We start from the raw sequence: 19,868 nt of genomic DNA, 5'->3' as shown, positions 1-19,868 counted from the left end.
GCCATGGCGTCTTCCAGGAGATCGGCCTGCCTTGGCGCGGGCGGCGAGTTGAGCGCGTACCCCTCAATTCTCAAATCCTCTCGTAGGTATGCTGATTGATCAGGCTTCCCAAACGAGGGGATCAGTCGGCCCAGTGCCGACGGAGGGGGTAGTTCCATGGGGGACAAGCTGGGCATTTCCCCGGCAACGTTGCGGGGCTGCGGTGGTGCCGCCAGCAGCATCACCGACTCGGAAACAGAGTTCAGCAAGTCGATCACCAAGGCGATCAAAGACACAGGGGATGCGGCGGGCACCCTCACGTCATGGGCGTTCGGCACAGCCCTGCAGTCGTGCCACGACGACTGGGGCAAGGCGCTGAAGGCCATGAAGACCCGGCTTGCGAAGAGCGGCGATCTGCTGCGGGAAACCGCGAACGGCCACGAGTGGAACGATCAGAAGATCTACGACACGTTTACGGGTGTGCGCGAACAGTGAGCGATTTCACCAAGCTGTTCAAACTCAACGTCTCCGACCTGGAGGCGGCGGTGTCCTCGTGGCGAACCCTCGCGAGCGAGTTGTCGAGCACGCAAACACAATACAACACACGGGTGTTCGCCCCACTTTTTCCGGAGTGGAAGGGCGATAGCGCCGAGTCGGCGATGCTCTATTTGAGGCGGCTTCCCGAGCAGCTCCAGGCCGCGCATGTATACGCCTTGCTCATCATCAAAGTCATGGACACCACGCGATTTCGGATGGAGCAGGCCCAGACGGACCTGCGCAATGCCGTCAGATACGCGGAAGAGCAGTTCGTCGTCGACGACGAGACGGGTAAGGTCTCGTTGCCGACCTGGCTGACCGAAGCCGAAAACGATCCGGACGCCAAGGCTCTCGCCACCACCTACACCGAGGCGTTGAACGGCCATCAACAGCGGATAGACCAGGCGATCAAGGACGCCAAGAAGGCCAGCGGGGACGGGAAGTGGTCCCTCGACCAGATCCATGCCGAGTGGCTCGACGAGGATGACGCGGTCGGGCGGACGAAGTTGGCCACGAAGGACGTACTCAAGGGGCTCGGCATCAAGTCCAAGTTTCCCGATGACATGTCCGCCAAGGATGCCAAGGAATGGTGGGACGCATCCGACAAGGATGAGCGAGAGCTCCTCATCGCCATGTACCCGAAGGAGGTCGGCGCACAGGACGGACTTCCCGCCGAGGCCCGTAACAAGGCCAACCGCCTTTACCTGAACCAGGCATTGCAGCCGGTCTACGACCCGGAATCCGATGACTCCATGACGACGGACGATTTCAACACACAGCAGGAGGGACTCCGCACGCTCAAGGACAAGCTTGACGCCGCGGAAGGGGCTCCGAAGGATAAGGAGCTCTACCTCCTCAAGGTCGATCCCGAGGGCGATGGACGCGCCATCGTGGCGATGGGCAACCCCGACACAGCTGACAACACCGCCGTCCTCGTGCCGGGGACGAACACTGAGCTCACGAAGATGGGCAGCCAGATCAATCGCATTGACGCGCTTCAGCAGGCAGCCGAGAAGAGCGCTCCCTCAGAGACCACCTCCGTGATCTCGTGGCTCGACTATGACCCACCCGCAGCCGGCGGTGGCCGCTTCGACTTCGGGATAGCCGGCCAGGACCGTGCGAGGGATGGTGGTGACACGCTGCGTGACTTCACCTCCGGCCTGCGGGTCGCCCAGGGAGACCGGCATGGCCATCTGACGGTGATCGGCCACAGTTATGGCTCCACCACCGTCGGCGCGGGGGCAGCCAATGAGGACGGGCTCGGCGCGGACGAGATCGTCGTCGCCGGCAGTCCGGGGACGACGGTAAGGGAAGCCAAGGACCTCCAGATCGATCCCAAACATGTGTACGTCGCGGCTGCGGATGACGACCCGATCATCAAATGGGCTGCCGACCTGACACTCGGCGTTGATCCATCGCGAGAGAGCTTCGGCGCTCAGCGCATCAAGGTGGACACCAGTGGACACAGTGGCTACTGGGACTTCAAGGACAATGGCCAACCCAGCGAGAGCCTCATGAATCAGGGGCGGATTATCGTTGGGGACGCGCCGACGACCACGGAGCCGAAGCGCGAGATGCCCAAGGGTCGAGACGGCCGCGAGCTCGGATCGCTACCGGTCGGTCCGAAGTGGTGAGGCGCACAGACCGGCAGCAGCGCTACTGGCCGCGACCGGTATCCATCTGGCTGTCAGCCATGCTGGCTGTGGGCACACTCGGAGGTTGTATGTCCCAGGACGAGACGGGGAAGAACGATCCGTTGCCGCGGATGAGCCAAAGCGATGCAGAAGAACAAGCTCGCCGATACATCGATGAGGTGGGTGACATCATCGAGCGGCACACGGGCGTACGAAAGGCCGACGTGAGATTCCGATCCTGTGTCGGTAAGAATGGCGAGGAAGCCACGGACGCCCGATACGCGGTCAGCTATGCCGATTGGTTCAAGTTCGGCGTTGAGCATCACAACGAGGCCGCGGAGAAAATACGCGCAGCATTTGAGAAAAATGGCTACACCATCAGCACATTTCGACGTTTCGAGAAGCCTCGCACCAGCATGATTGTCGAGGCGCGCGACCCCAAGACGGGATACTTTGTGAACGTCGAATCCTCGGATGGGTCCAAGGGGTACCCGATGTTGGGGATGTATGTCTCCTCCCCCTGCATGATCCCGCCTGGAGAGGAACAAGAGCAGCAGCAGTAGCGACTCAGCCCCATAGGCACACACTTTCGGCCACCCGTATCGTGGCTCCCCGACGGGGGCACGACCAGCCCCCGCGTGTAGTCGAAAGGCACCACGGGTGACACACGAGCCGGAGCAGATCGAGCAGGCCGCCGCGGGGGCGGCGCAGGGGCAGGGCATCGCGGTCCGCACCACCGCGCTATGGAAGCGATACGGAGAGCAGGTCGCCGTCGCGGGCATCGATCTCGCACTGCCCGCCGGCCGGTTCGTCGGACTGGTCGGCCCCAACGGCGCGGGCAAGACCACCACCCTCTCCATGCTCACCGGCCTGCTCCGGCCCGATTCCGGCACCGTGGAGATCGTCGGTCACGACGTATGGCGCGACCCGGTCGAGGTCAAGGCCCGGATCGGCGTCCTCCCCGAAGGTCTGCGCCTGTTCGAGCGGCTCTCCGGGCGCGAGCTCCTCGCCTACACCGGACGGCTGCGCGGCCTGCCCGGCGACGAGGTCGACAAGCGCGCCACCCAGCTGCTGGACGTGCTGGACCTGTCCGGCGCCCAGCACAAGCTGGTGGTGGACTACTCGACCGGGATGCGCAAGAAGATCGGCCTGGCCGCCGCACTGCTGCACAACCCCGAAGTCCTCTTCCTCGACGAGCCGTTCGAGGGCGTCGACCCGGTGTCCGCACAGACCATCCGCGGGGTGCTGGAGCGGTACACCGGCTCCGGGGCCACCGTCGTCTTCTCCAGCCATGTGATGGAGCTGGTGGAGTCGCTGTGCGACTGGGTGGCCGTGATGGCCGCCGGGCGCATCCGCGCGCACGGTCCACTCGCCGAGGTGCGCGGCGACGCGCCGTCCCTCCAGGACGCGTTCCTGTCGCTGGTCGGCGCGGAGGGCCTCGGCGCCGACCACGACCTCGACTGGCTCGGCGGCGGCGCCCGATGAGCACCCCTTCGCCCGCCTCCGCCCCAGCCCCTGCGCCCACCTCCCTACCCGGCGCCACCGGCCCGGCGGCGTCCGCCCCGCGGGTACCGGTCTCCGTCACCGTCCCCGTCTTCGTACGGCTGAAGCTGGCGCTGCTGAACAACGGGCTGCGGCAGAACTCCCGCCGCCGGGCCGCGTACATCACCTCGATCGTGCTGACCGTCCTGTTCGCCGCGCTCCAGCTGCTCGGCCTGATCGCGTTGCGCGGCCATGACCACGCCACCGCGCTCGTCACCACCGCCATAGCCGTCCTGGCGCTCGGCTGGGCCGTCATGCCGGTGTTCTTCTCCGCCGGCGACGAGACCCTCGATCCGAGCCGGCTGGTGATGCTGCCGCTGCGGCCGGGTCCGCTCATGGTCGCCCTGCTGATCTCCTCGCTGATCGGCATCGGCCCGCTGTTCACCTTGACGATGGCCGTCGGCTCGGTCGTCGCCGTCGCGCACGGCGCCGCCGCCGCGGCCATCGGTGTGCTCGCCGTCGTCCTCGTCCTGCTGGTGTGCGTGGCGCTGGCGCGCGCCGTCGCCACCGCCAACCTGCGCCTGCTGACGAGCCGCAAGGGGCGCGATCTGGCGCTGCTCAGCGGCCTGATCATCGCCGTCGGGTTCCAGTTCGTGAACGTCGGCATGCAGAAGCTGTCCGGCGAGGACGGGCTCTCCCCGCTCGAACCGATCGCCGATGTACTGCGCTGGGTACCGCCCGCCGCCGCGATCGACGCGGTGTGGGGCATCGGGGACGGCGCGTACGCCCCGGCGCTGGGCCAACTCGCCCTGACCGCCGCCGCGTTGGTGTTGCTGCTGGCCTGGTGGCACCGCAGCCTCAGCCGCCTCATGACCGCCGCCGACTCCTCCACCCTCCAGGCCGCGGAACCCGCGCGGCACGCGAGTGCGGACGCGGGCGCGGGTACAGGTACGGGTACGGGTACGGGCCCCGCAGGAGCGGACGCGCGCGGCCTCGCCCGGTTGCTGCCCGCGGGCCGTACCGGCACGGTCATGCTGCGGACGTTCCGCTATGCCTGGCGCGACCCGAAGACCAAGACCGGCTGGGCCACCGCGCTGGTCATCGGATTCCTGCTCCCGATCGTCTACGTCATCCAGGGCAGCGGGAGCATCTACGGGGCGTGCTGGGCGTGCGGCCTGATGGGCATGCAGATGTACAACCAGTTCGGCCAGGACTCCTCCGCGTTCTGGATGGTGGTGCAGACGATCAACGGGCCGCGCGACGCCTACCTCGAACTGCGCGGCCGCGCCCTGGCGCTGGTGCTGGTGGCCGTGCCGTACGTCATCGCGGTGGTGGCCCTGGCGGCGGCGCTGCTCGACGGGTGGGCGGAGTTCCCCGAGACGCTCGGCATGACACTGGCCCTGCTCGGCGCGATGCTGGCGACCGGGGCCCTGTCCTCCGCCCTCCACCCGTACACCATCCCGCAGGACAGCGGCTTCAAGAACGTCCATCCGACGCAGGCGGGCCTGGCCACGCTGAGCATCTTCGGCGGCATGCTGATGGGCGCGGCCCTGTGCCTCCCGGTGATCGGGGTCACCGTCTGGCTGCATGTGTCCGGTGCGCACGGCCTGTTGTGGCTGGTCCTGCCGCTGGGCCTGGCGTACGGCGCGGGGCTGGCGATGGCGGGACTGCGGATCGCGGCGCCGAAGGTGGCCGAGCGGCTGCCGGAGATCTTGACGGCCGTCAGCAAGTAGGGGCCGGAGCGGCGCCATGCACAGGTAGGGGGAGGAGCACAAGGTTGCCCGGCGCGTTACGTCCACGGATGTGCGCGCCGCGCACTCCTCCCCCACCCACAGGGGTGGTTACCGCCTGATTCGGGATGGACACAGTCACTTGCGTACGGATGCGCCGCAAGGGCCCATCCGGCACCACCGCCAAGGAGAGATCGCATGCGCCGCATCCTCACCGCCTGCGCCACCGTGGCCGCGGCCGGAATGCTCATGCTCACCGGAGCGACACCGTCGTACGCGGCCCCGAGCCACCCCACAAGCCCTGCCGGCTGCATCGACTTCAGCTTCGCGGCCTCCATGGTCACGAGCCTCACCGAGGCCTCACTGATCATCGACGGCACCGGCTGCCAGAGCCTCGTCATCGACGCCGCGGTCACGGGGGAAGCCGTCCGGGTGGACGGGGTGGGCCTCGTGATCGGGTAACCGGAACACTCACCGCCCGAGGGGCCGGGTCAGGCGCGCCCACCGCCGACCGGGCCCTTCGGCGTACGAGGGCCGCGATGCGCACGCCGGCTGGCGGGGCTACGAGGACGTGGCGAGCGCGAACCACACGCCCCCCCCCGAGCGGCGCACCCGGACTGGTCCCCCACGCGTCGGCGAGGCCATCCACCAACCGCAACCCACGCCCGCTCTCCCGCTCCATGCATGCCGGCCGCAGCACGGGCTCGTCGCGGTTCCTGTCGTAGACGGTGATCCGCGCCTCCCCGACGTCCACGGCGAGCCAGAGGGCCGGCCCGAGGCAGCCGCGCAGCTGAATGGCGTCCGCCAGCTCCGAGGAGTCGGGCATGGCCCCGGAACCGACGACGTCGCGGAACGCCTTCAGCCGGTTGAACGCCGTGTCTGCAACGGCCACAACCCGCTCGCGACCCGACAGGGCAAGTCGTTCCCGCACCGCATAGACCTGGTGATTGCCGAAGGCTGCACGCGCGGCGAGATCCCGTGACAGCTCGGCGGGATGGCGGCCGTAGGCCACCGCGAACAGCGACTCCTGAGCAAGGTTGAGGGCTGTGAGGAACTCGCCATAACGCTCACGCCTCCGCTCCAACGCCTGGGACTGGACCTCACATCCCCAGCGGGCACGATCAGCCAGCAAGGTCGATCCGACTCCGACAACGGCACCGAGAAGCGTGGAGAATAGCGTCAGCCAGTTCATGCGATGGCTTTATGGATCCGCCACTCGGACCTCGACGCGAGCTCCGTGCCAGCTCACGAGAGGCTGCTGGCCGCGATCGAGATGATCACAGTGTGACGGGTGTGATTACGGCGTCGGAGCCGTCTTGGATAGCCCCGTTCTCCGGACTGAGCCCCAGCCAGTTCGGCAAGTTGGTGGCCGCGCTGCGGCGTGAAGGCGCCGACACGGTTCGCCGGGGACGACCTTGGAGTCTGGCCCTGGAAGGCCGGGTGCTGCTGGTCGCGGCCTACTGGCGAATTACCGTTACTCCACCAGCCACCAAGTCGTGATCGACGCCGACACCCGCCTGGTGGTTGTGGTCGGCCGACCGCTGCCGGGCAATCGCAACGACTGCAAGGCATGGGAGGAATCCGGCGCCAGGGCCGCAGTTGGCCGCACCACCACGATTGGCGACGGCGGTTATCCGGGCACCGGGCTCGTCATGTCCCACCGGCGCCGCAGGGGCGAAGACCTGCCCGACTGGAAAGCAGCGATACTGATCGCCCTCGGAGCCTCACCCGACAGGGGCGGGCTGTCCGACAAGGACCGGAAGGCGCTATCAAGCCGCTGTGGCTGAGAATGCCTCCCGTGCTTTGGCTGAACATCAGAACCCTGATGCGGAACACCTTGCTCCGTTAACTGCGCCAACGTGCGGAAAAGTAAAACGCCACCCCTGAAAGCCGGTTCAGGAGGCGATGAGTCCTTCTCAACGCTCTCATCGGACGCCATCGATGGCCTACGCTGCCACAGGGCCGTCTCACGAACACGGGGGTGTTCATGACCTTCAGGGGTATGGCAACGGAGGGCGCCAGGAACCTCGCTGCCGCGCTCGACGTACACGGCGGAGCTCTCACCATCCAGGGCGGTCTCGTCCGAGGCATCATCGCCAAATGGGGTGGCCAATCCGGGACGCTCTCGCAGTTTCCGGCGAAGTCCACCTGGAGTCAGGATCAGGCAAAAGACATCCGGCATCGCCTGGGAGTTCTCGGCGCCGATCCGGAGCGTGTCCTGATGATGGCCGCCTACTTGGGCACCATGAAGACCTGGGAATGGGCCAAGGACAACGCTGAGCAATTCACCGAGGAGGTGGTCAAGGGAGCCGAGGCGATCAATGACTCCCAGACGAAACAGGACGCCCTCGCCGTGGCGAAGACGCTATCGATCGCCAAGGGTGTCGCTGCTTTCAACCGGTACAAGGAAGCGTGGAAGAAGGCCACACTGGTCGGTGCCGCCCTAGACAGGTTAAACCTGGGCAAGTTATCCCCGGCAGCCTTCCAGCGAACACTCCAGATGCTGGGTAGCGCGCGGGCCGGGTTCACCAAGCCGTGGGGCGCGATGGCGTTTCTCGCCAACAAGTTCAAGTTCCTTGCATTCCTCAACAAGGCACCAGGTGCGGGCGCCCTCGACAAGGTCATGCTGCCACTGTCGTTGGTGACCGGGCTCAAGGAATTCGTGATGCCCAGTCACGGCGGCGTGCAGGGCGTGGTCGACCGCGGCATGGGGTTGCTGCAGGCCGCCGGAGCCGGAGGCGTCATGGCGGGTTGGTTCAGCGCCTCGGTGGCGGCCGGCGCCATCCCCGTGGTCGGCTGGGTGGCCCTGGGCATCGCCGGCGCCTACTTCCTGGGCAGCTGGGCTTGGGACAAGTGGGGCGACGACATCAAGGACGGCGCGAAGGCCGCATGGAACTGGACTGCCGACAAGGGAAAGGAGGTGTGGAACGACACCAAGGAGACGGTGAGCAACGAGTGGAATGACTTCAAGGACGGCGCCAAGGAAGCTGCCAAGAGATACCTGCCAGGACCGGTGAAGGATCTTAAATTCTGGTAACGGGATGCCAGACCTCCGCATGTCCCCCACATCGGGAGAATTATCGTATGCTCAAACGGAAAGAGGAACGCAACGCGGTACGTCTCCTCGGCAATCCACCGGCCATCGGCGACTGGTGCACGATCGGTAGAATCCCGCGCCCGCCGAAGGACGTGCACGCCGCAGCGGGCAGTGGCCGACTGCGGCCCGGTCTCATGCCACCGGACCAGCTGCTCGTCTACGCGTTGGCATCTCCCTTCCTCTTGGCCGCCGCGGCTGTCGGCTTCGTGTTCGAGATCCTTCCGGAGATCGTTCTTAGGTACCTCTTCTACTCAAAGAAGAGCCGCGAAGAGGACCGTAGGAACTGGAGCGAGGGAAGAAGGCGCCACGCCGACATCGAAGAACACCGGCTCAATGATGTCTTCGACGGCAATTGGCACGCGTCCGCCGGGCAGCTGCTTCTGCGCTGGTACAGCCAGTCCCGCCACCACACTCGGCTCGTCCTGCTGGCCCCCGGCCGCATCGTCCTGGCCGCCCCGCTCAAGCGCGCCTGGCGGAACCCGGACGACTCCATGCAGATCGTGGCCGAGATTCCTGGAGGCCAGGCGATCATCGAGGACCCGCTGCGGGGAAAGTGGCAGACCGGAAGGTTCCGCATCCGGTTCCGGGACGGCTCTTGGCTGGTCATCAGAGCGAAACGCAGCGATCCGGAAATCGCCATGATCCTGGGTAAGTCCAACCTTTCCGAAAGAGACCTCCCGGTGCGTTTCTGACTCCGGATTGTCCACGATTTCTCATCGCACAAACACAAAACGGAGGGTTGAAAACATCGTGACCACCGAGGCACCGGAAACCGCGGACCAGCCAGGGCAGGATCTCGGCGCCATACGTCGGATGCTGAGCGAGGGCCTGGCCGAGTCCGGCGGCGGCAACCGCTCGATCATGCGTCTGACCGACGAGGAACTGGCCGTCATCGACCTCGTGGACCCAGAGGACGGACTGGTCCCGTTACCTCATCTGTCCAGCCTGTCCGAGTCCGAGCGTGCGGTGGCGATCTCCACCGCGCTGCGCTCCCTCATCTCCCGTGAGCTCATCGAGGTCGCCAACATCGAGCAACTCGACGACCTCATGCGTGAGCAGGAAGCCGCGACCGCCGCCGGCCAGAGCACTGGCCACCGGACACCTCTCGACATCCGGATGACTGAGGAAGCATCGTTGGTCCTCAACCTCCGACGGACCGCTGAACGCGCGCTCGTCGGCGAGATCAACACCAGCGACGGCATGTCCCACTGCTTCGTTTATGTGCATTCGCCCGAGCTCTTCCTTGTCGAGCGCATCACCACCGGCGGGCTGCACCTGTTCTCCCTGACCAACTCCTCTGTGGCCGCTGCCGAGTTGGTCCATGGGCTCGTCGACCCGTTCGGTGTCGCCGACAGGGACGGCCGTATCCAGCAGCTCGACCCGCATGCCCTCGATCGGGAGAACGTCGGTGGACCACTACAGAAGGTGATCGACAAGTCCCTGGTCGTCGGGCGGCTCATGGTGCTCGCCGACGATCCGGGCGCCCTCGTGCTCACCTACGCCGCCGACGTCGAGCTCTGGACCGTCACCGTCGACCGGCCCCACTCACCGACGGGCATCGTCGCCCAAGCCGTCAGCGAGCGGACCCTGGCCCGGAAGATCCAAGGTCTGCTCAAACTCCCGGAATGACACTGCCCACCCACCGCCGCCCAGGGGGTATACCGACATGAGCAAACTCTCGGACTGCGAGAAAGACATCCGCGATCTCAAGCGGTATTCCGACGAACTCAAGAGGACCCTTGATGGAGTCAAGGCCCTGGCGAGCGACGAAAATTGGAAGGGGCCAGCAGGTGACCGTTTCCGCACGGAATGGCAGGGCCGGGCCAAGGAGATACGCGATGCTCTCGCTCACGCCAAGCAAGAGATGGAGCGGATCCGCAAGAAGCTGGAGGAAGAGGAAGGGAAGAAGTAGGACAGCTGAAGCGTCGGCCGTTGGTCATCCCGTACGCGGATACCGACCATCGCATGCGCGCCTCAGTCGCGACTCCGCCGTTCAGTCCAAGTAGCGGCCGTAGACCCAGCCGCGCGTCCCCTTCGGGATGCCCGACTTCGTCTTCTTCAGGATCCTGCCGTACGACCAGCTCCGGTCGAAGCCGTCCGGACCGCTGCCCGCCCAGGTGCGGCAGAAGTAGCGGAACGAGTCCCCCTTGTAGAGCGTGCCGTGCGACTTGTACCGCTTTCCTGGACCATTGCGCAATTGCGCGCCATTTGTCTTGACCTTGAAATCCACGTCGAACGAATCGTAACGGCATGCGGACAGGCCTACGGCGCCCGCAGTCGGGGCCATCGTGAAACCAGCGGCCAGCGTCAGCGACGTCGTGAGCATCAGTATCGAGGCTTTTATTTTAACCTTCACGCGATTTCCCCCGCGCTGTGATGTGTCAGCCTGATCAGATCCTGACTTCCGACCCTAACACCGCTCGACTTCCCCGCCCCGGGAAGTCCAAAAGCATGTCCGGCCCGGCGTGAAATCTGTCACACCGGGCCGGGACAACGCGGGACCGCAGGATCACTGAACGTACTCAGCGATTGATCGTCTGGACTTCCCCGACGGTGACCGTGGTGGTGGTCCCGAACGTGCCGTCGGGCAGTTTGGCGCCCGTGTCACCGGTGCCCTTCCAGGAGATCTCCCAGGTCAGGGTGGCCTTGAGCTCGTACGAGCCGGTGCCGGAGGTGGACCGCAGGTAGTTCACGCCGCAGGGCGGGTCCTGCTTGCCCTTGCCCTCGGTGTACGGGGTGCCGATGCTGCCGTCCTCGCTGATGGGGCAGTCCCCGGACGCGGGGAAGACCTCGGCCTCCTTGGTGCCCGGCTCGATATGGAGGCTCTTCGGCTTGGCGGTGGTCTCGGCCCACAGGTTGGTGCCGGGCAGCTCGGCCCGGACCGTCACGGGCTTGAACTTCGCCTCGTCCAGCCAGATCCAGGTCGGCAGGTTGACGGTCTGCTTGCCTGCGGGGTTCATCGTGACTTTGGTATCCGGTACACGGATCTCGTCGTAGGCGTATCCGGCGAGCATTTCCGGAGTGAGCGTTTCGGCTTTCGGTTTCTCACCGTCGAGCGCGAAGAACATGATGTCCTCGCAGGAATCCCAGTCGGCTTCGTTCTTGCGGTTGGGGTTGATCACACCCCGATACCACTTGCCCTTGCCCTCTTGGGAAACCGCGTAGTCCCCGTACTTGTTGTACTCGGACTTCTTCTCCATGAACCGCTCGAAAGTGATCTGCCCCCAGCTGAGCGTGGGCGTCACCGGGATGGTCGCAGCCCGCGGATCCATCTTCTCGACGGCGGACTTGAGCTGCTTCGGGGTGGCCACCGGCTCATACCAGCACACCGGCGGTGTCCAGTCGCTGTTGGTGGGCGCGAGCCGGGTGTTGCCGCCGGACCCACCGCCGGTCCGCGTGATGGTCACCTTCGTCGCGGCGGCGGACAGGGTGGAGCCGTCAGCTCCACCTTGGGTATCTCCGCCCCCGATGTCCGCGACGGCCGGTGTACCGCAGGCCGCTATCACGGCCGCCGCGAGCGTGAAGGTGACGGCGAGTCGACGTCCCTTGATCATGGCTGGCACTTCCCCCTCTGCGAAACCAGTGAGGTGGTCTGCCAGACTCCCTCACTGTTCTTCTCGAGAGCCGCCACGTAGAGCACGTAGCTCTTCGGTGAGGGCTCGGTGCGGTCGACCTTGTCCGTCTTGAGGTCCTTCGAGAACGCCTTGCTCTCGTCGGTGCAGTATCGAAGCGTCGCGACACCGTCGGACGTGAGCTTGACGTGCGGATCGTAGTAGCGCAGCGTGCCGGTCAAGGTGTGGCCGTTCTTCTTGAACCCGGCAACCCACTCCTGGGCATCTACCAGCGCCGGGCCCGCGTAGTAGAACTTCACCTCGGGCGCCTCGGGGTCTTGCTTGAAGATGGCCGAATTGACCGCCAAGGCCTGGTACTTGCCGTCCAGCAGTACGGCGTTCTGCTTCGGATCGTCCGACGACCAGCCATCGAAGACCGTCGAGAAGCCTTCCTGGTCCTTCAGCTGCGGACGCTTGGCGGCGATCGGGTCGGACTCAGGGGACTTCGAGGGGGACGGCGACTTCTTGCCACCCTCCTCCGCGCCCTCGATCTTGTCCGGCTTCTTGCCGTCGTCGCTGCCGCCGCCACACGCGGTCAGCAGCAGAGCCGCGCTCGCGGCCAGTGCGGCGGCAGTGAGGAGGGGGCGGCGGGCCACGGGCAACTCCTGAGGGAGAGGGGTTTTCAGACAGAACAGACGCTACCTCCGTCGCGACTGGTTCCGCTGTGGCGTCCACCATGTCATGACCGCAACACCGGCCTCCAGGGCCGTGTGCCCCCTATGCCCGGCGCGGACCGCAGTGCGGCATCGGTCAGTTCGCCGCTGCCTGCGGGCCTCGCCAGGAAGGGAGCAGCTCGTCCAGCAGCGCCTCCGTGCGGGGCGGGAGGCCGCGGGTGCCGCCGTTCAGGTCGTGGTTGCGGGACACCAGGCCGTCCGCCGTGGACCGCAGCAGCTCCGCGTCGCCCGTGGCGTGGGCCGCGCGCAGCAGCTCGTTCCACAGGCGCTCATCGGTCGGGGCGGTGGCCAGGGCGGTGTTCAGGGCCTCCATGGCGCGGGCCGGGGCGGCCGCCTCCTGGTGGTGGGCGGCCAGCGCCAAGGCCACGTCGGCGACCAGCAGCGGCAGTTGCGCGTCGATGATCTCGTGGGTGAGCCAGGCGTAACGACCCTCCGGGCGGTCGGCCAGCAGCGGGCCGCGGGCCAGCGCCAGGGCGTCGGTGAGCAACCGCTCCCGGAGCCGGGCGCGCCGGGCCCCCCGGCCCTGCGTCGCCTCGTAGTGCAGGGTTCGCAGCACGTCCAGGTCGGAGACCACGGACGCGGCCAGGGTGAGCCGGCCCGTGCCATCGGTGCGCAGTCGCGGCGCGCCGTCCGCGTCGTTGCCCAGCCAGCCGCGCAACCGGTCGATCAGCGCGTCCCGGACGTCCTCGGTGGCGCCGCGCGGCCACAGGCCCGAGGCGAGCACGCGCGGGTGCACGCCCTCGCGGTGCAGCAGGAGCAGCGCGAGCGCCTCGTGCAGCAGCGGGCTGCGCTCGTCCTCGGGCGTCTCCAGGCCCATGACCTCGTACGGGCCGACCAGGCGGGCGTACACGGCGGGGCGGCCGCGCTCGGTGATGTCCACCATGAACGGCGGACGGGCGCCCGGCGCGCCGTCCGGGTCGGGCGTGGCATCGGAGTCGGCGGCGGCGAACAGCTCCACGACGGCGCGGTGCTGGGCGGCGGGCAGCAGCTGGGCCGTGAGTTCCAGCCCGAGCAGCGGGGCGCGCAGCCGCCCGTCCGCGGTGATCTCCAGGGCCCAGGTGGCGCCGGGCAGTTCGGCGCGCGACGTGCCGATCAGGTATCCGATGCCCAGTCGGCCGGAGTCGGCGGCCAGCTCGGCGAGGGCGTCGGCCTGCCGCCCGGTGGGCTCGTCGGCGAGCAGCACCAGGTGCGGGGCGTGCTGGGTGTGCTCGGAACGGCCGGTGCGGCCGGTGAGAACGGAGTCATGTCCTGCCGCGCCGAGCGCCCCGCGCCGCTGCCGGGTCTCCGCCTGCATGGTCTCCACGAGCGCGGCGATGGTGTCCACATGCCGGACGCGGGTGGGGGCGAGCGCGCCGAGCTCGTGGCCGAAGCCGACGAGGGTGATGGTAAGCCGGTCGGACCAGCCGTTGGTGGCCAGTTCGGCGGCGAGGGAGGCCATGACGGCCGTACGGTCCGCCTCGGCACCGCTGAGCGAGACGATGCCGGGCACCGCCTCCAGGTTGAGCAGCAGCCGGGCGTCGTCCAGGGTGCCGAGGCTGGCCAGGCCCGGGTACGGGGCGGCGGTGCCGTCCTGCGGGTGCGGCCGGATGTCGCCGCGCGGCACCCGCCAGAACGTCTCGTCCTGGCCCAGCTGCCACGGGGCGGGCGGCTGGCCCGCGGGTGCGGCGAGCTGGAGGTGGATCTCGCCGGTGGCCAGCCACGCGGCATAGACCACGGGCAGCTCGCGACCGGCCTCGGCGAGGTCGGCGGACAGCCCGCGCAGGGCGTTGTCGAGGTCCCGTACGGCCGCGGGGTCGGCACCGACCAGCAGCGCGTCCTGCGCGTTGGCGGCCACGCCGGTGGGGGTGAAGTCGATCCCGCCGCCCAGGCCCACGGCGGACAGCGCGGCCTGCCACAGCGTGGCGCGGCGGCGGCGGCCCAGCGCGGCGAGCAGCCCGGCGGCCAGCAGCGGCGCGCCGATGAGTGCCTCGGGGAGCCCGAACTCGTCGCCGGAGTCGGCGGCCTCGGCGGTCTCGCCGGGCTGCCCGGGCTGCTGCTCGCCCGGCTGCGGCTGCTCCTGCACGGGCGGCTTGGTGTGGATGTCGCCGGCCGGGTCGGCGTGGCCGGGCCCCGGCTGCTGGACGCCGCCCCCCTGCTCCTCGTGCCCGTGCGGGCTGTTGCGGTCGTACTCCTGGATCTGCTCGCGCACCTCGCGCGGGACCTCCGGCGCCTCCTCCGGCATCTCGACCAGGTCGCCGCCGTGGGCGTCGGCGGGCATCTCCATGATCCAGCCGGGCCGGATCAGGCTGGCCTTGGAGAGCTTCGAACCGTCCGGCTGGAGCCGGTCCTTGTTGAGTTCGTAGATCTCCTTGTAGCGGAGGCCGTCGTCCAGGTGGCGCTCGGCGATCTCCCACAGGGTGTCGTGGTGGCGGCCCTCGGGCGGCTGGATGCGGTAGAACTTCGTGTTCTTCTCGGCCTTGGCGCCCTTGCCCACCCGCTCGCCGCCGCCGGTGGGGTCCACCGCCCTCGGGCCCTGGGTGTGATGGTCCGCGTCCGCCCGTCCGCCGGGAGTCTGCTCGGCGGCGGCGACCGTGCCCCGGTGGTTGGCGTCGTAGGCGTTGCCCAGTTGGGACAGTCCGGGAGTGAGGCTGGCAGCGCTCGCCCCGACCAGCAGCAGGGCGGCGACCAGCTGGCGTGCCAGCAGCTGGCTCGGACCGGCGCCCGGGACCCGGGACGGCATGCCGACCCCGGACAGCTCGGCCTTGCCCTCGACCAGGACACAGGCGGTGAACTGGGCCCAGGCCAGCCAGACGACGACCGTGAGCACCTTGATGAAGACCGTGGCCGTGATCGGCTCCTGGACGGTCTCCAGGGAGGGCACCTCGTGCGGCAGAGGCCAGCCGACGAAGTACGCGAGCGAGCCGGGCACCCCGATGAGCAGCACGGCCAGCGCGACGAACGCGAAGAACGCCTTGACGAAATCGCCGAAGGTACGCTGCGGGTTGCGGGGCAGCGGCCTCGGCTGTGGCCCCGAGGACGGGGCGTTTCGTGCGGTGCGTGCTGTGCGCGCCATGGCGGGACTTCCTATGCCTCGGTGGTCGCCGGGGGTGCGACAGATGCTGGTAGGACAAGACTAGTCAGGGGCAGTGACAGCCGGTACGGCCGAGCTGGTTCCCGGCAGGGCCGCCAGCCGGCCTGCGGCCTCTCGCCTGGCCGGGCGGCGGCCGATCCGCTAGCCGGGCGGCAGCCGCCCGGCTAGCCGGTCAGCGACTCGGCCTTCGCGGTGCCGCTCACCGTGATGGAGCCGCTGTAGAACAGGCCGGTGAGCACCGGTTTGTACGTGAGCTGGATCTCGACCTCGACCGCTTGCGCGCTGGCGCTGGTGCACCGGGCGGAAGTGACGTCCTCTCCGGCCTCGCGGGCGAAGGCGCGGACCCGTTCGTCGCAGTTCTGGTAGAGGATGTACGCGTGCTCGCCCTTGCTGCGGCGCAGTTCCTCGATGTCCAGGTCCTGCGCCGCGTACCGCGCCGCCTGCTCCGCCAGATCGGCCGCGCGTTCACGCTTCGAGATGGACATCCCGCCGTCCACGACGAACGCGGCCACCGCCAGGAACAGTACGGCGAAGACGATGACGGCGGCCGAGCCCGAACCGCGGTCCCCGCGCAGCCGCCGCCACTCGTCGACGCGCCTTCCGGTCGTCTTCCTGCCGCTCATGTCGCCCTCTTGTGCGGGTCGATGGGCGAGACGGCCCGCCCCTTGACCGTGCTGCCGATGCCCAGGCCCAGCATGTCCAGTCCCCGGACCTCGCAGCTCACCTCGACCTTGAAGAAGCCGCCCGGCTTGAAGTCCGTGCCGGTGAACCGCACGGTGACCGCGCCCTTGCACACGTCACCGAGGTCCGCCTCGGCCGCCCTGCGCGCCTCGCTCATCGCGACGGAGTAGGTGTGCTGGATGGAACCGGCGCGGGCGGCGTCCCGGGCCGCCCCGTCGACCGCGCCCCGTCCGTCCACCAGTTGCCCGAAGGCGACCAGGACCAGAATGAAAAGGATCATCACCGGCGCGAGGATGACCACCTCGATGGTGGACAGCCCCGCGTCCGCCGACGGCCCGAAGCGGCCGGCCCACCGGCGACAGGTCGACGTACGCCGCGTGACCCGCCGCTTCGTCCACGGCGTCGTCCGCGGCGTCATCCGCGGCTTCCCACCGCTCATCCGAAGTCCTCGACAAACCGCTCGACCGGGCCCTGGGACCGCGCGTGCACGGTGAACTTGAGGCCCGGGAAGACGGTCGGCACCTTGGCCTCCACCTGCACGCCCACCGTGTCCTGCTCCGGCTGCACCGTCTTCACGTCCGGTCCGATCAGCAACTGCGGGCCCAGCTGCCGGATGTACGTACGGGCCTTGGACTCCGCCTCGCCGCGCCAGCCGCCCGGATTCTCGTCCGCCGTCGCGCGCGCCTTGCGGGCGCCCGCCTGGGCCGCGGCCTGCGCCACGTGGTCGGCGAAGAAGTACAGGGCGAACTGCACCGTGGCGAAGATGAGGAAGAAGAGCACCGGCGTGAGCAGCACGAACTCGATCGCGGTCATGCCGCTGTCACTGGTGCGGCCCGCGCTGCTGCGACCCCCCACGCCCGTACGGCCCGCGCTCGCGCGCCGTAGGCCGCCGTCCGCGCCCACGACCGCGCCGCCGTCGCCGCGGGCGGCGTCCAGCCTGCGGCGTACGGCGCGGTGCAGGGCACCCGTTCGTCTCATGCGTTCAGCTCAGTCCAAGGATCGGCGATCAGCGGTCAGTGCGGCAGTAGGTCGGACGTCAGCACGTCTTCTCGGCGTTGGCGCCCTTGATGCAGTCGCCCACCTTGTTCGCGCCGTCGCTCAGCGCGGCGTTGATGATCGCGGCGACCACACCGACGATCGCGACCACGACCGCCGAGATGATCACCCACTCGACCGCGGAGGCACCGCGGTCGAGTTCGCCCGAGCGCGCCCGGTCTATCCGGCCGCGCAGGAAGGTGACCAGAAAGTCCACGGCGGGCACGCCGCTCATCCGGGATCCGAAGTTCATGGTGGTGATGTCCTCTCAAACAGGTGGGGGAAGAAGTGGTGAGTGGTCAGACCTGGAACACGCGCACCGCCGCGGGGAAGATGAGGAAGACCAGGAACCCCGCGCACAACAGCAGCTGCGCGACCAGCATCGACTGCGACTTCTCTCCCGCACTCCCCTCGATCTCCGCCAGCTCCCGGTGCCGCATCGTTTCGGCCCGCGAGGCGAGCGACTCACGCACCTTGGCGCCGTCGTCCGCGACCAGTGCCAGCGAGGCGGAAAGGTCCTTAAGTTCCTCGACGCCAAGTTCCTCGCCAAGGTTCCCGAGTGCGTGCCACTGACTGATACCCGTGATACGGGCGTCCGCCAGCGTGTTGCGCACCCGGCGCAGTGCCCAGCCGTCGCTGACCTCGGCGGCCGCCATCAGCGCCTCCGGCAGACCACGGCCGCCCGCGAGGTTCATCGACACCAGGTCCAGATAGGCGCCGATCACCCGCCGCAGGTCACGCCGCTTGTCCGCCGCGTCCCGCTTGATCTCCAGGTCCGGCAGCATGAAGAACAGGCCGGCGAAGAACAGCGCCAACCACAGCGGGATCACCGGGCTGCTGCCGAAACCCAGCGTCCATACGATCGCGAAGACGAACGGGCCGAAGATCAGCCCCGCGGCGGCCAGCAGCACCTTCGTCGCCAGGAACGCCTCCCAGCTGCGCTCCAGCACATTCAGGTCGGCCCGCAGCGACCGCTGCTCCCAGCCCTGCTGCAGATAGAAGTCGGCGACGCGCGCGCCGACCCGTGAGCGCAGCGAGCCGAACCGGCCGTCGTCACCCGCCGACTGCCGGTCCGCCGCCGCGTGCCCGTGCGCCGAGCCGCGCGCCCGCAGCGCGTCGATCTGCGCGACCCGCGCGACCGCGCCCCGCTTACGGGGCATCAGCGCCCGTACGAGTACGTAGACACCGAGCCCGAAGACGGCACCGATCAGCACCGGTCCGGTCAGACTGCTGTTCATCGCGGCGTCGCCTCCCCCTCACGCGTTCCGGAACCGTACGCGGCCGGTCCACCGCCGTGACCGCCGGCCGCGGGCCCGGACGGCCCACCGACGTAACCGCCACCCGGCGAACCCGCCGGTCCGCCGCCCGCCGGACCGTGGGGCGCCGCCTGCGCCCCGGCCGTCTCCTGGCCCTGCCCCTGCCCCGACCGTGGCCGTACGAACTGCACGGCGGGCTCGTCCCGGGTCAGGAAACGGTCCGGCGTCTCGATGCTGGACAGCTTGCGCAACCACCAGAAGCCGAGCCCGAACAGCCCGCAGACGCAGGCCAGCACGAGCTGACCCACCGCCGTGCCGTACGGCTTCACGAAGTCCCGGTTGAAGATCGACAGACCCAGCACGAACAGCACCGACACCGCGATGACGATCTGCACGCTGCGCCGGGTGCTGGCGCGCTGCGCCATGACCCGCTGCCGCATGTCGACCTCTTCACGCGCCGACTTGGCCAGGGCGCCCAACACCTCGCGCAGGCCGGGCCCGCGCAGCCGCGCGTTGAGGATCAGCGCCGCGACGATGATGTCGGCCGAGGCGTCGTCGATCTCGTCGGCCAGGTGCTGCAGCGCGTCGGGCAGCGGCGTACGAGCCCGCAGCCGGTCCACCAGGGCGTCCAGATGGGGGCGCAGGGCCGGGGCCGCGGCCCGTGCCGACGCCGGGATGGCCTGCTCCAGGCCGACCGCGCCCGCGATGGTGTCGCGCAGCGACTCGGTCCAGGCGGCCAGCGCCTCGACGCGCCGCATGGCGGCACGCTCCTCGGCGGCGCCGCCGAACAGCCGGTCCCAGAAGAAGACCAGGACGGCGCTGGCGGCGCCCATGACCGCCCATCGGGTCAGCAGCAGGACGACCAGGCCGACACCGACGGCGAGCGAGCCGCGCTGGCTGACGAACCGGGCGAGTTCGGCGGACCGTTCGCTCGCCTTGGCCTTCTCGTGCGCCGGCTTCGCGGGCAGGCCGCGGAGGGCGACGACGAGCAGCGCGATACCGCCGCCGACGACGACGCCGGACAGCAGCGCGTAGAGCACCGGCAGCGAGAGAAAGCCGCCCATCGAGGAAATGCCGTTCAT

At 68.5% G+C, this 19,868-nt stretch carries 21 protein-coding genes and 1 pseudogene; 11 read left to right on the top strand and 11 right to left on the bottom strand.

What is annotated here, in order from left to right; all coding sequences use genetic code 11:
• Positions 1-156 precede the first annotated feature (156 nt).
• The 6 genes from ACQUSR_RS19265 (at position 157) to ACQUSR_RS19240 (ending at position 5,824) form a co-directional block, all read left to right on the top strand.
• On the top strand, positions 157-474 hold the full coding sequence (locus ACQUSR_RS19265; RefSeq protein WP_431043816.1) for a hypothetical protein: 318 nt from the start codon (positions 157-159) through the stop codon (positions 472-474).
• On the top strand, positions 471-2,150 hold the full coding sequence (locus ACQUSR_RS19260) for an alpha/beta hydrolase (protein WP_431043815.1): 1,680 nt from the start codon (positions 471-473) through the stop codon (positions 2,148-2,150). Before ACQUSR_RS19265 ends, ACQUSR_RS19260 begins: the two co-directional genes overlap by 4 nt.
• Positions 2,151-2,239: 89 nt before the next feature.
• The gene (locus ACQUSR_RS19255) at positions 2,240-2,713 is read left to right on the top strand and encodes a hypothetical protein (protein ID WP_431043814.1); all 474 of its coding nucleotides are present in this window, start codon (positions 2,240-2,242) and stop codon (positions 2,711-2,713) included.
• A gap of 97 nt (positions 2,714-2,810) precedes the next feature.
• The gene (locus ACQUSR_RS19250) at positions 2,811-3,635 is read left to right on the top strand and encodes an ABC transporter ATP-binding protein (RefSeq protein ID WP_431043813.1); all 825 of its coding nucleotides are present in this window, start codon (positions 2,811-2,813) and stop codon (positions 3,633-3,635) included.
• Positions 3,632-5,365: a transporter gene (locus ACQUSR_RS19245; protein ID WP_431043812.1), complete on the top strand. Its 1,734-nt coding sequence runs from the start codon at positions 3,632-3,634 to the stop codon at positions 5,363-5,365. Before ACQUSR_RS19250 ends, ACQUSR_RS19245 begins: the two co-directional genes overlap by 4 nt.
• 195 nt (positions 5,366-5,560) lie before the next feature.
• The gene (locus ACQUSR_RS19240; protein ID WP_431043811.1) at positions 5,561-5,824 is read left to right on the top strand and encodes a hypothetical protein; all 264 of its coding nucleotides are present in this window, start codon (positions 5,561-5,563) and stop codon (positions 5,822-5,824) included.
• Here the strand turns inward: ACQUSR_RS19240 and ACQUSR_RS19235 are convergent.
• Entirely contained in the window at positions 5,775-6,554 is a 780-nt protein-coding gene (locus ACQUSR_RS19235) for an ATP-binding protein (protein ID WP_431043810.1), read from the bottom strand. The two genes, ACQUSR_RS19240 and ACQUSR_RS19235, sit on opposite strands and share 50 nt — an antisense overlap.
• Positions 6,555-6,646: 92 nt before the next feature.
• Here ACQUSR_RS19235 and ACQUSR_RS19230 point away from each other — a divergent pair.
• From ACQUSR_RS19230 to ACQUSR_RS19210, 5 genes and pseudogenes are all read left to right on the top strand, one after another.
• Positions 6,647-7,059 (top strand): annotated as a pseudogene (locus ACQUSR_RS19230) (transposase); the annotation flags it as partial.
• A gap of 305 nt (positions 7,060-7,364) precedes the next feature.
• Positions 7,365-8,399: a hypothetical protein gene (locus ACQUSR_RS19225; protein ID WP_431043809.1), complete on the top strand. Its 1,035-nt coding sequence runs from the start codon at positions 7,365-7,367 to the stop codon at positions 8,397-8,399.
• A 47-nt stretch (positions 8,400-8,446) separates the two neighbouring features.
• Positions 8,447-9,151, top strand: a complete 705-nt coding sequence (locus tag ACQUSR_RS19220) for a hypothetical protein (RefSeq protein ID WP_431043808.1) — start codon at positions 8,447-8,449, stop codon at positions 9,149-9,151.
• 58 nt (positions 9,152-9,209) lie between these two features.
• Positions 9,210-10,088, top strand: a complete 879-nt coding sequence (locus ACQUSR_RS19215; protein ID WP_431043807.1) for a hypothetical protein — start codon at positions 9,210-9,212, stop codon at positions 10,086-10,088.
• Between the two features lie 37 nt (positions 10,089-10,125).
• Complete coding sequence (locus tag ACQUSR_RS19210; protein ID WP_431043806.1) at positions 10,126-10,371, top strand: hypothetical protein; 246 nt, start codon at positions 10,126-10,128, stop codon at positions 10,369-10,371.
• A gap of 81 nt (positions 10,372-10,452) precedes the next feature.
• Here ACQUSR_RS19210 and ACQUSR_RS19205 read toward each other — a convergent pair whose 3' ends face one another.
• The 10 genes from ACQUSR_RS19205 to ACQUSR_RS19160 all read right to left on the bottom strand — a co-directional run bounded on the left by ACQUSR_RS19205 (position 10,453) and on the right by ACQUSR_RS19160 (position 19,868).
• Positions 10,453-10,785 (bottom strand): SH3 domain-containing protein, encoded by a 333-nt coding sequence (locus ACQUSR_RS19205; RefSeq protein ID WP_431043805.1) that lies wholly within the window; start codon positions 10,783-10,785, stop codon positions 10,453-10,455.
• 196 nt (positions 10,786-10,981) lie between these two features.
• A complete protein-coding gene (locus ACQUSR_RS19200) occupies positions 10,982-12,013 on the bottom strand; it encodes a hypothetical protein (protein ID WP_431043804.1) in 1,032 nt (343 codons plus the stop codon).
• Positions 12,010-12,666: a hypothetical protein gene (locus ACQUSR_RS19195; RefSeq protein WP_431043803.1), complete on the bottom strand. Its 657-nt coding sequence runs from the start codon at positions 12,664-12,666 to the stop codon at positions 12,010-12,012. Before ACQUSR_RS19195 ends, ACQUSR_RS19200 begins: the two co-directional genes overlap by 4 nt.
• 154 nt (positions 12,667-12,820) lie before the next feature.
• The gene (locus ACQUSR_RS19190) at positions 12,821-15,796 is read right to left on the bottom strand and encodes a hypothetical protein (RefSeq protein ID WP_431043802.1); all 2,976 of its coding nucleotides are present in this window, start codon (positions 15,794-15,796) and stop codon (positions 12,821-12,823) included.
• 182 nt (positions 15,797-15,978) lie between these two features.
• Positions 15,979-16,437, bottom strand: a complete 459-nt coding sequence (locus ACQUSR_RS19185; protein ID WP_431043801.1) for a Tad domain-containing protein — start codon at positions 16,435-16,437, stop codon at positions 15,979-15,981.
• Positions 16,434-16,913 carry a TadE/TadG family type IV pilus assembly protein gene (locus ACQUSR_RS19180; protein WP_431047687.1) on the bottom strand — a complete coding sequence of 160 codons (480 nt, stop codon included), beginning with the start codon at positions 16,911-16,913 and terminating at the stop codon, positions 16,434-16,436. Before ACQUSR_RS19180 ends, ACQUSR_RS19185 begins: the two co-directional genes overlap by 4 nt.
• A 17-nt stretch (positions 16,914-16,930) precedes the next feature.
• A complete protein-coding gene (locus ACQUSR_RS19175; protein ID WP_431043800.1) occupies positions 16,931-17,473 on the bottom strand; it encodes a TadE family protein in 543 nt (180 codons plus the stop codon).
• Positions 17,474-17,531: 58 nt separating this feature from the next.
• Positions 17,532-17,783 (bottom strand): hypothetical protein, encoded by a 252-nt coding sequence (locus ACQUSR_RS19170; RefSeq protein ID WP_431043799.1) that lies wholly within the window; start codon positions 17,781-17,783, stop codon positions 17,532-17,534.
• A gap of 46 nt (positions 17,784-17,829) precedes the next feature.
• Positions 17,830-18,768, bottom strand: coding sequence for a type II secretion system F family protein (locus ACQUSR_RS19165; RefSeq protein WP_431043798.1), 939 nt, complete (start codon positions 18,766-18,768; stop codon positions 17,830-17,832).
• Positions 18,765-19,868 (bottom strand): type II secretion system F family protein, encoded by a 1,104-nt coding sequence (locus ACQUSR_RS19160; protein WP_431043797.1) that lies wholly within the window; start codon positions 19,866-19,868, stop codon positions 18,765-18,767. Before ACQUSR_RS19160 ends, ACQUSR_RS19165 begins: the two co-directional genes overlap by 4 nt.

The sequence above is a fragment of the Streptomyces sp. P1-3 genome, assembly GCF_050613155.1.
Lineage (GTDB): Bacteria > Actinomycetota > Actinomycetes > Streptomycetales > Streptomycetaceae > Streptomyces.
This window is presented reverse-complemented; position numbering and strand designations above follow the sequence as displayed.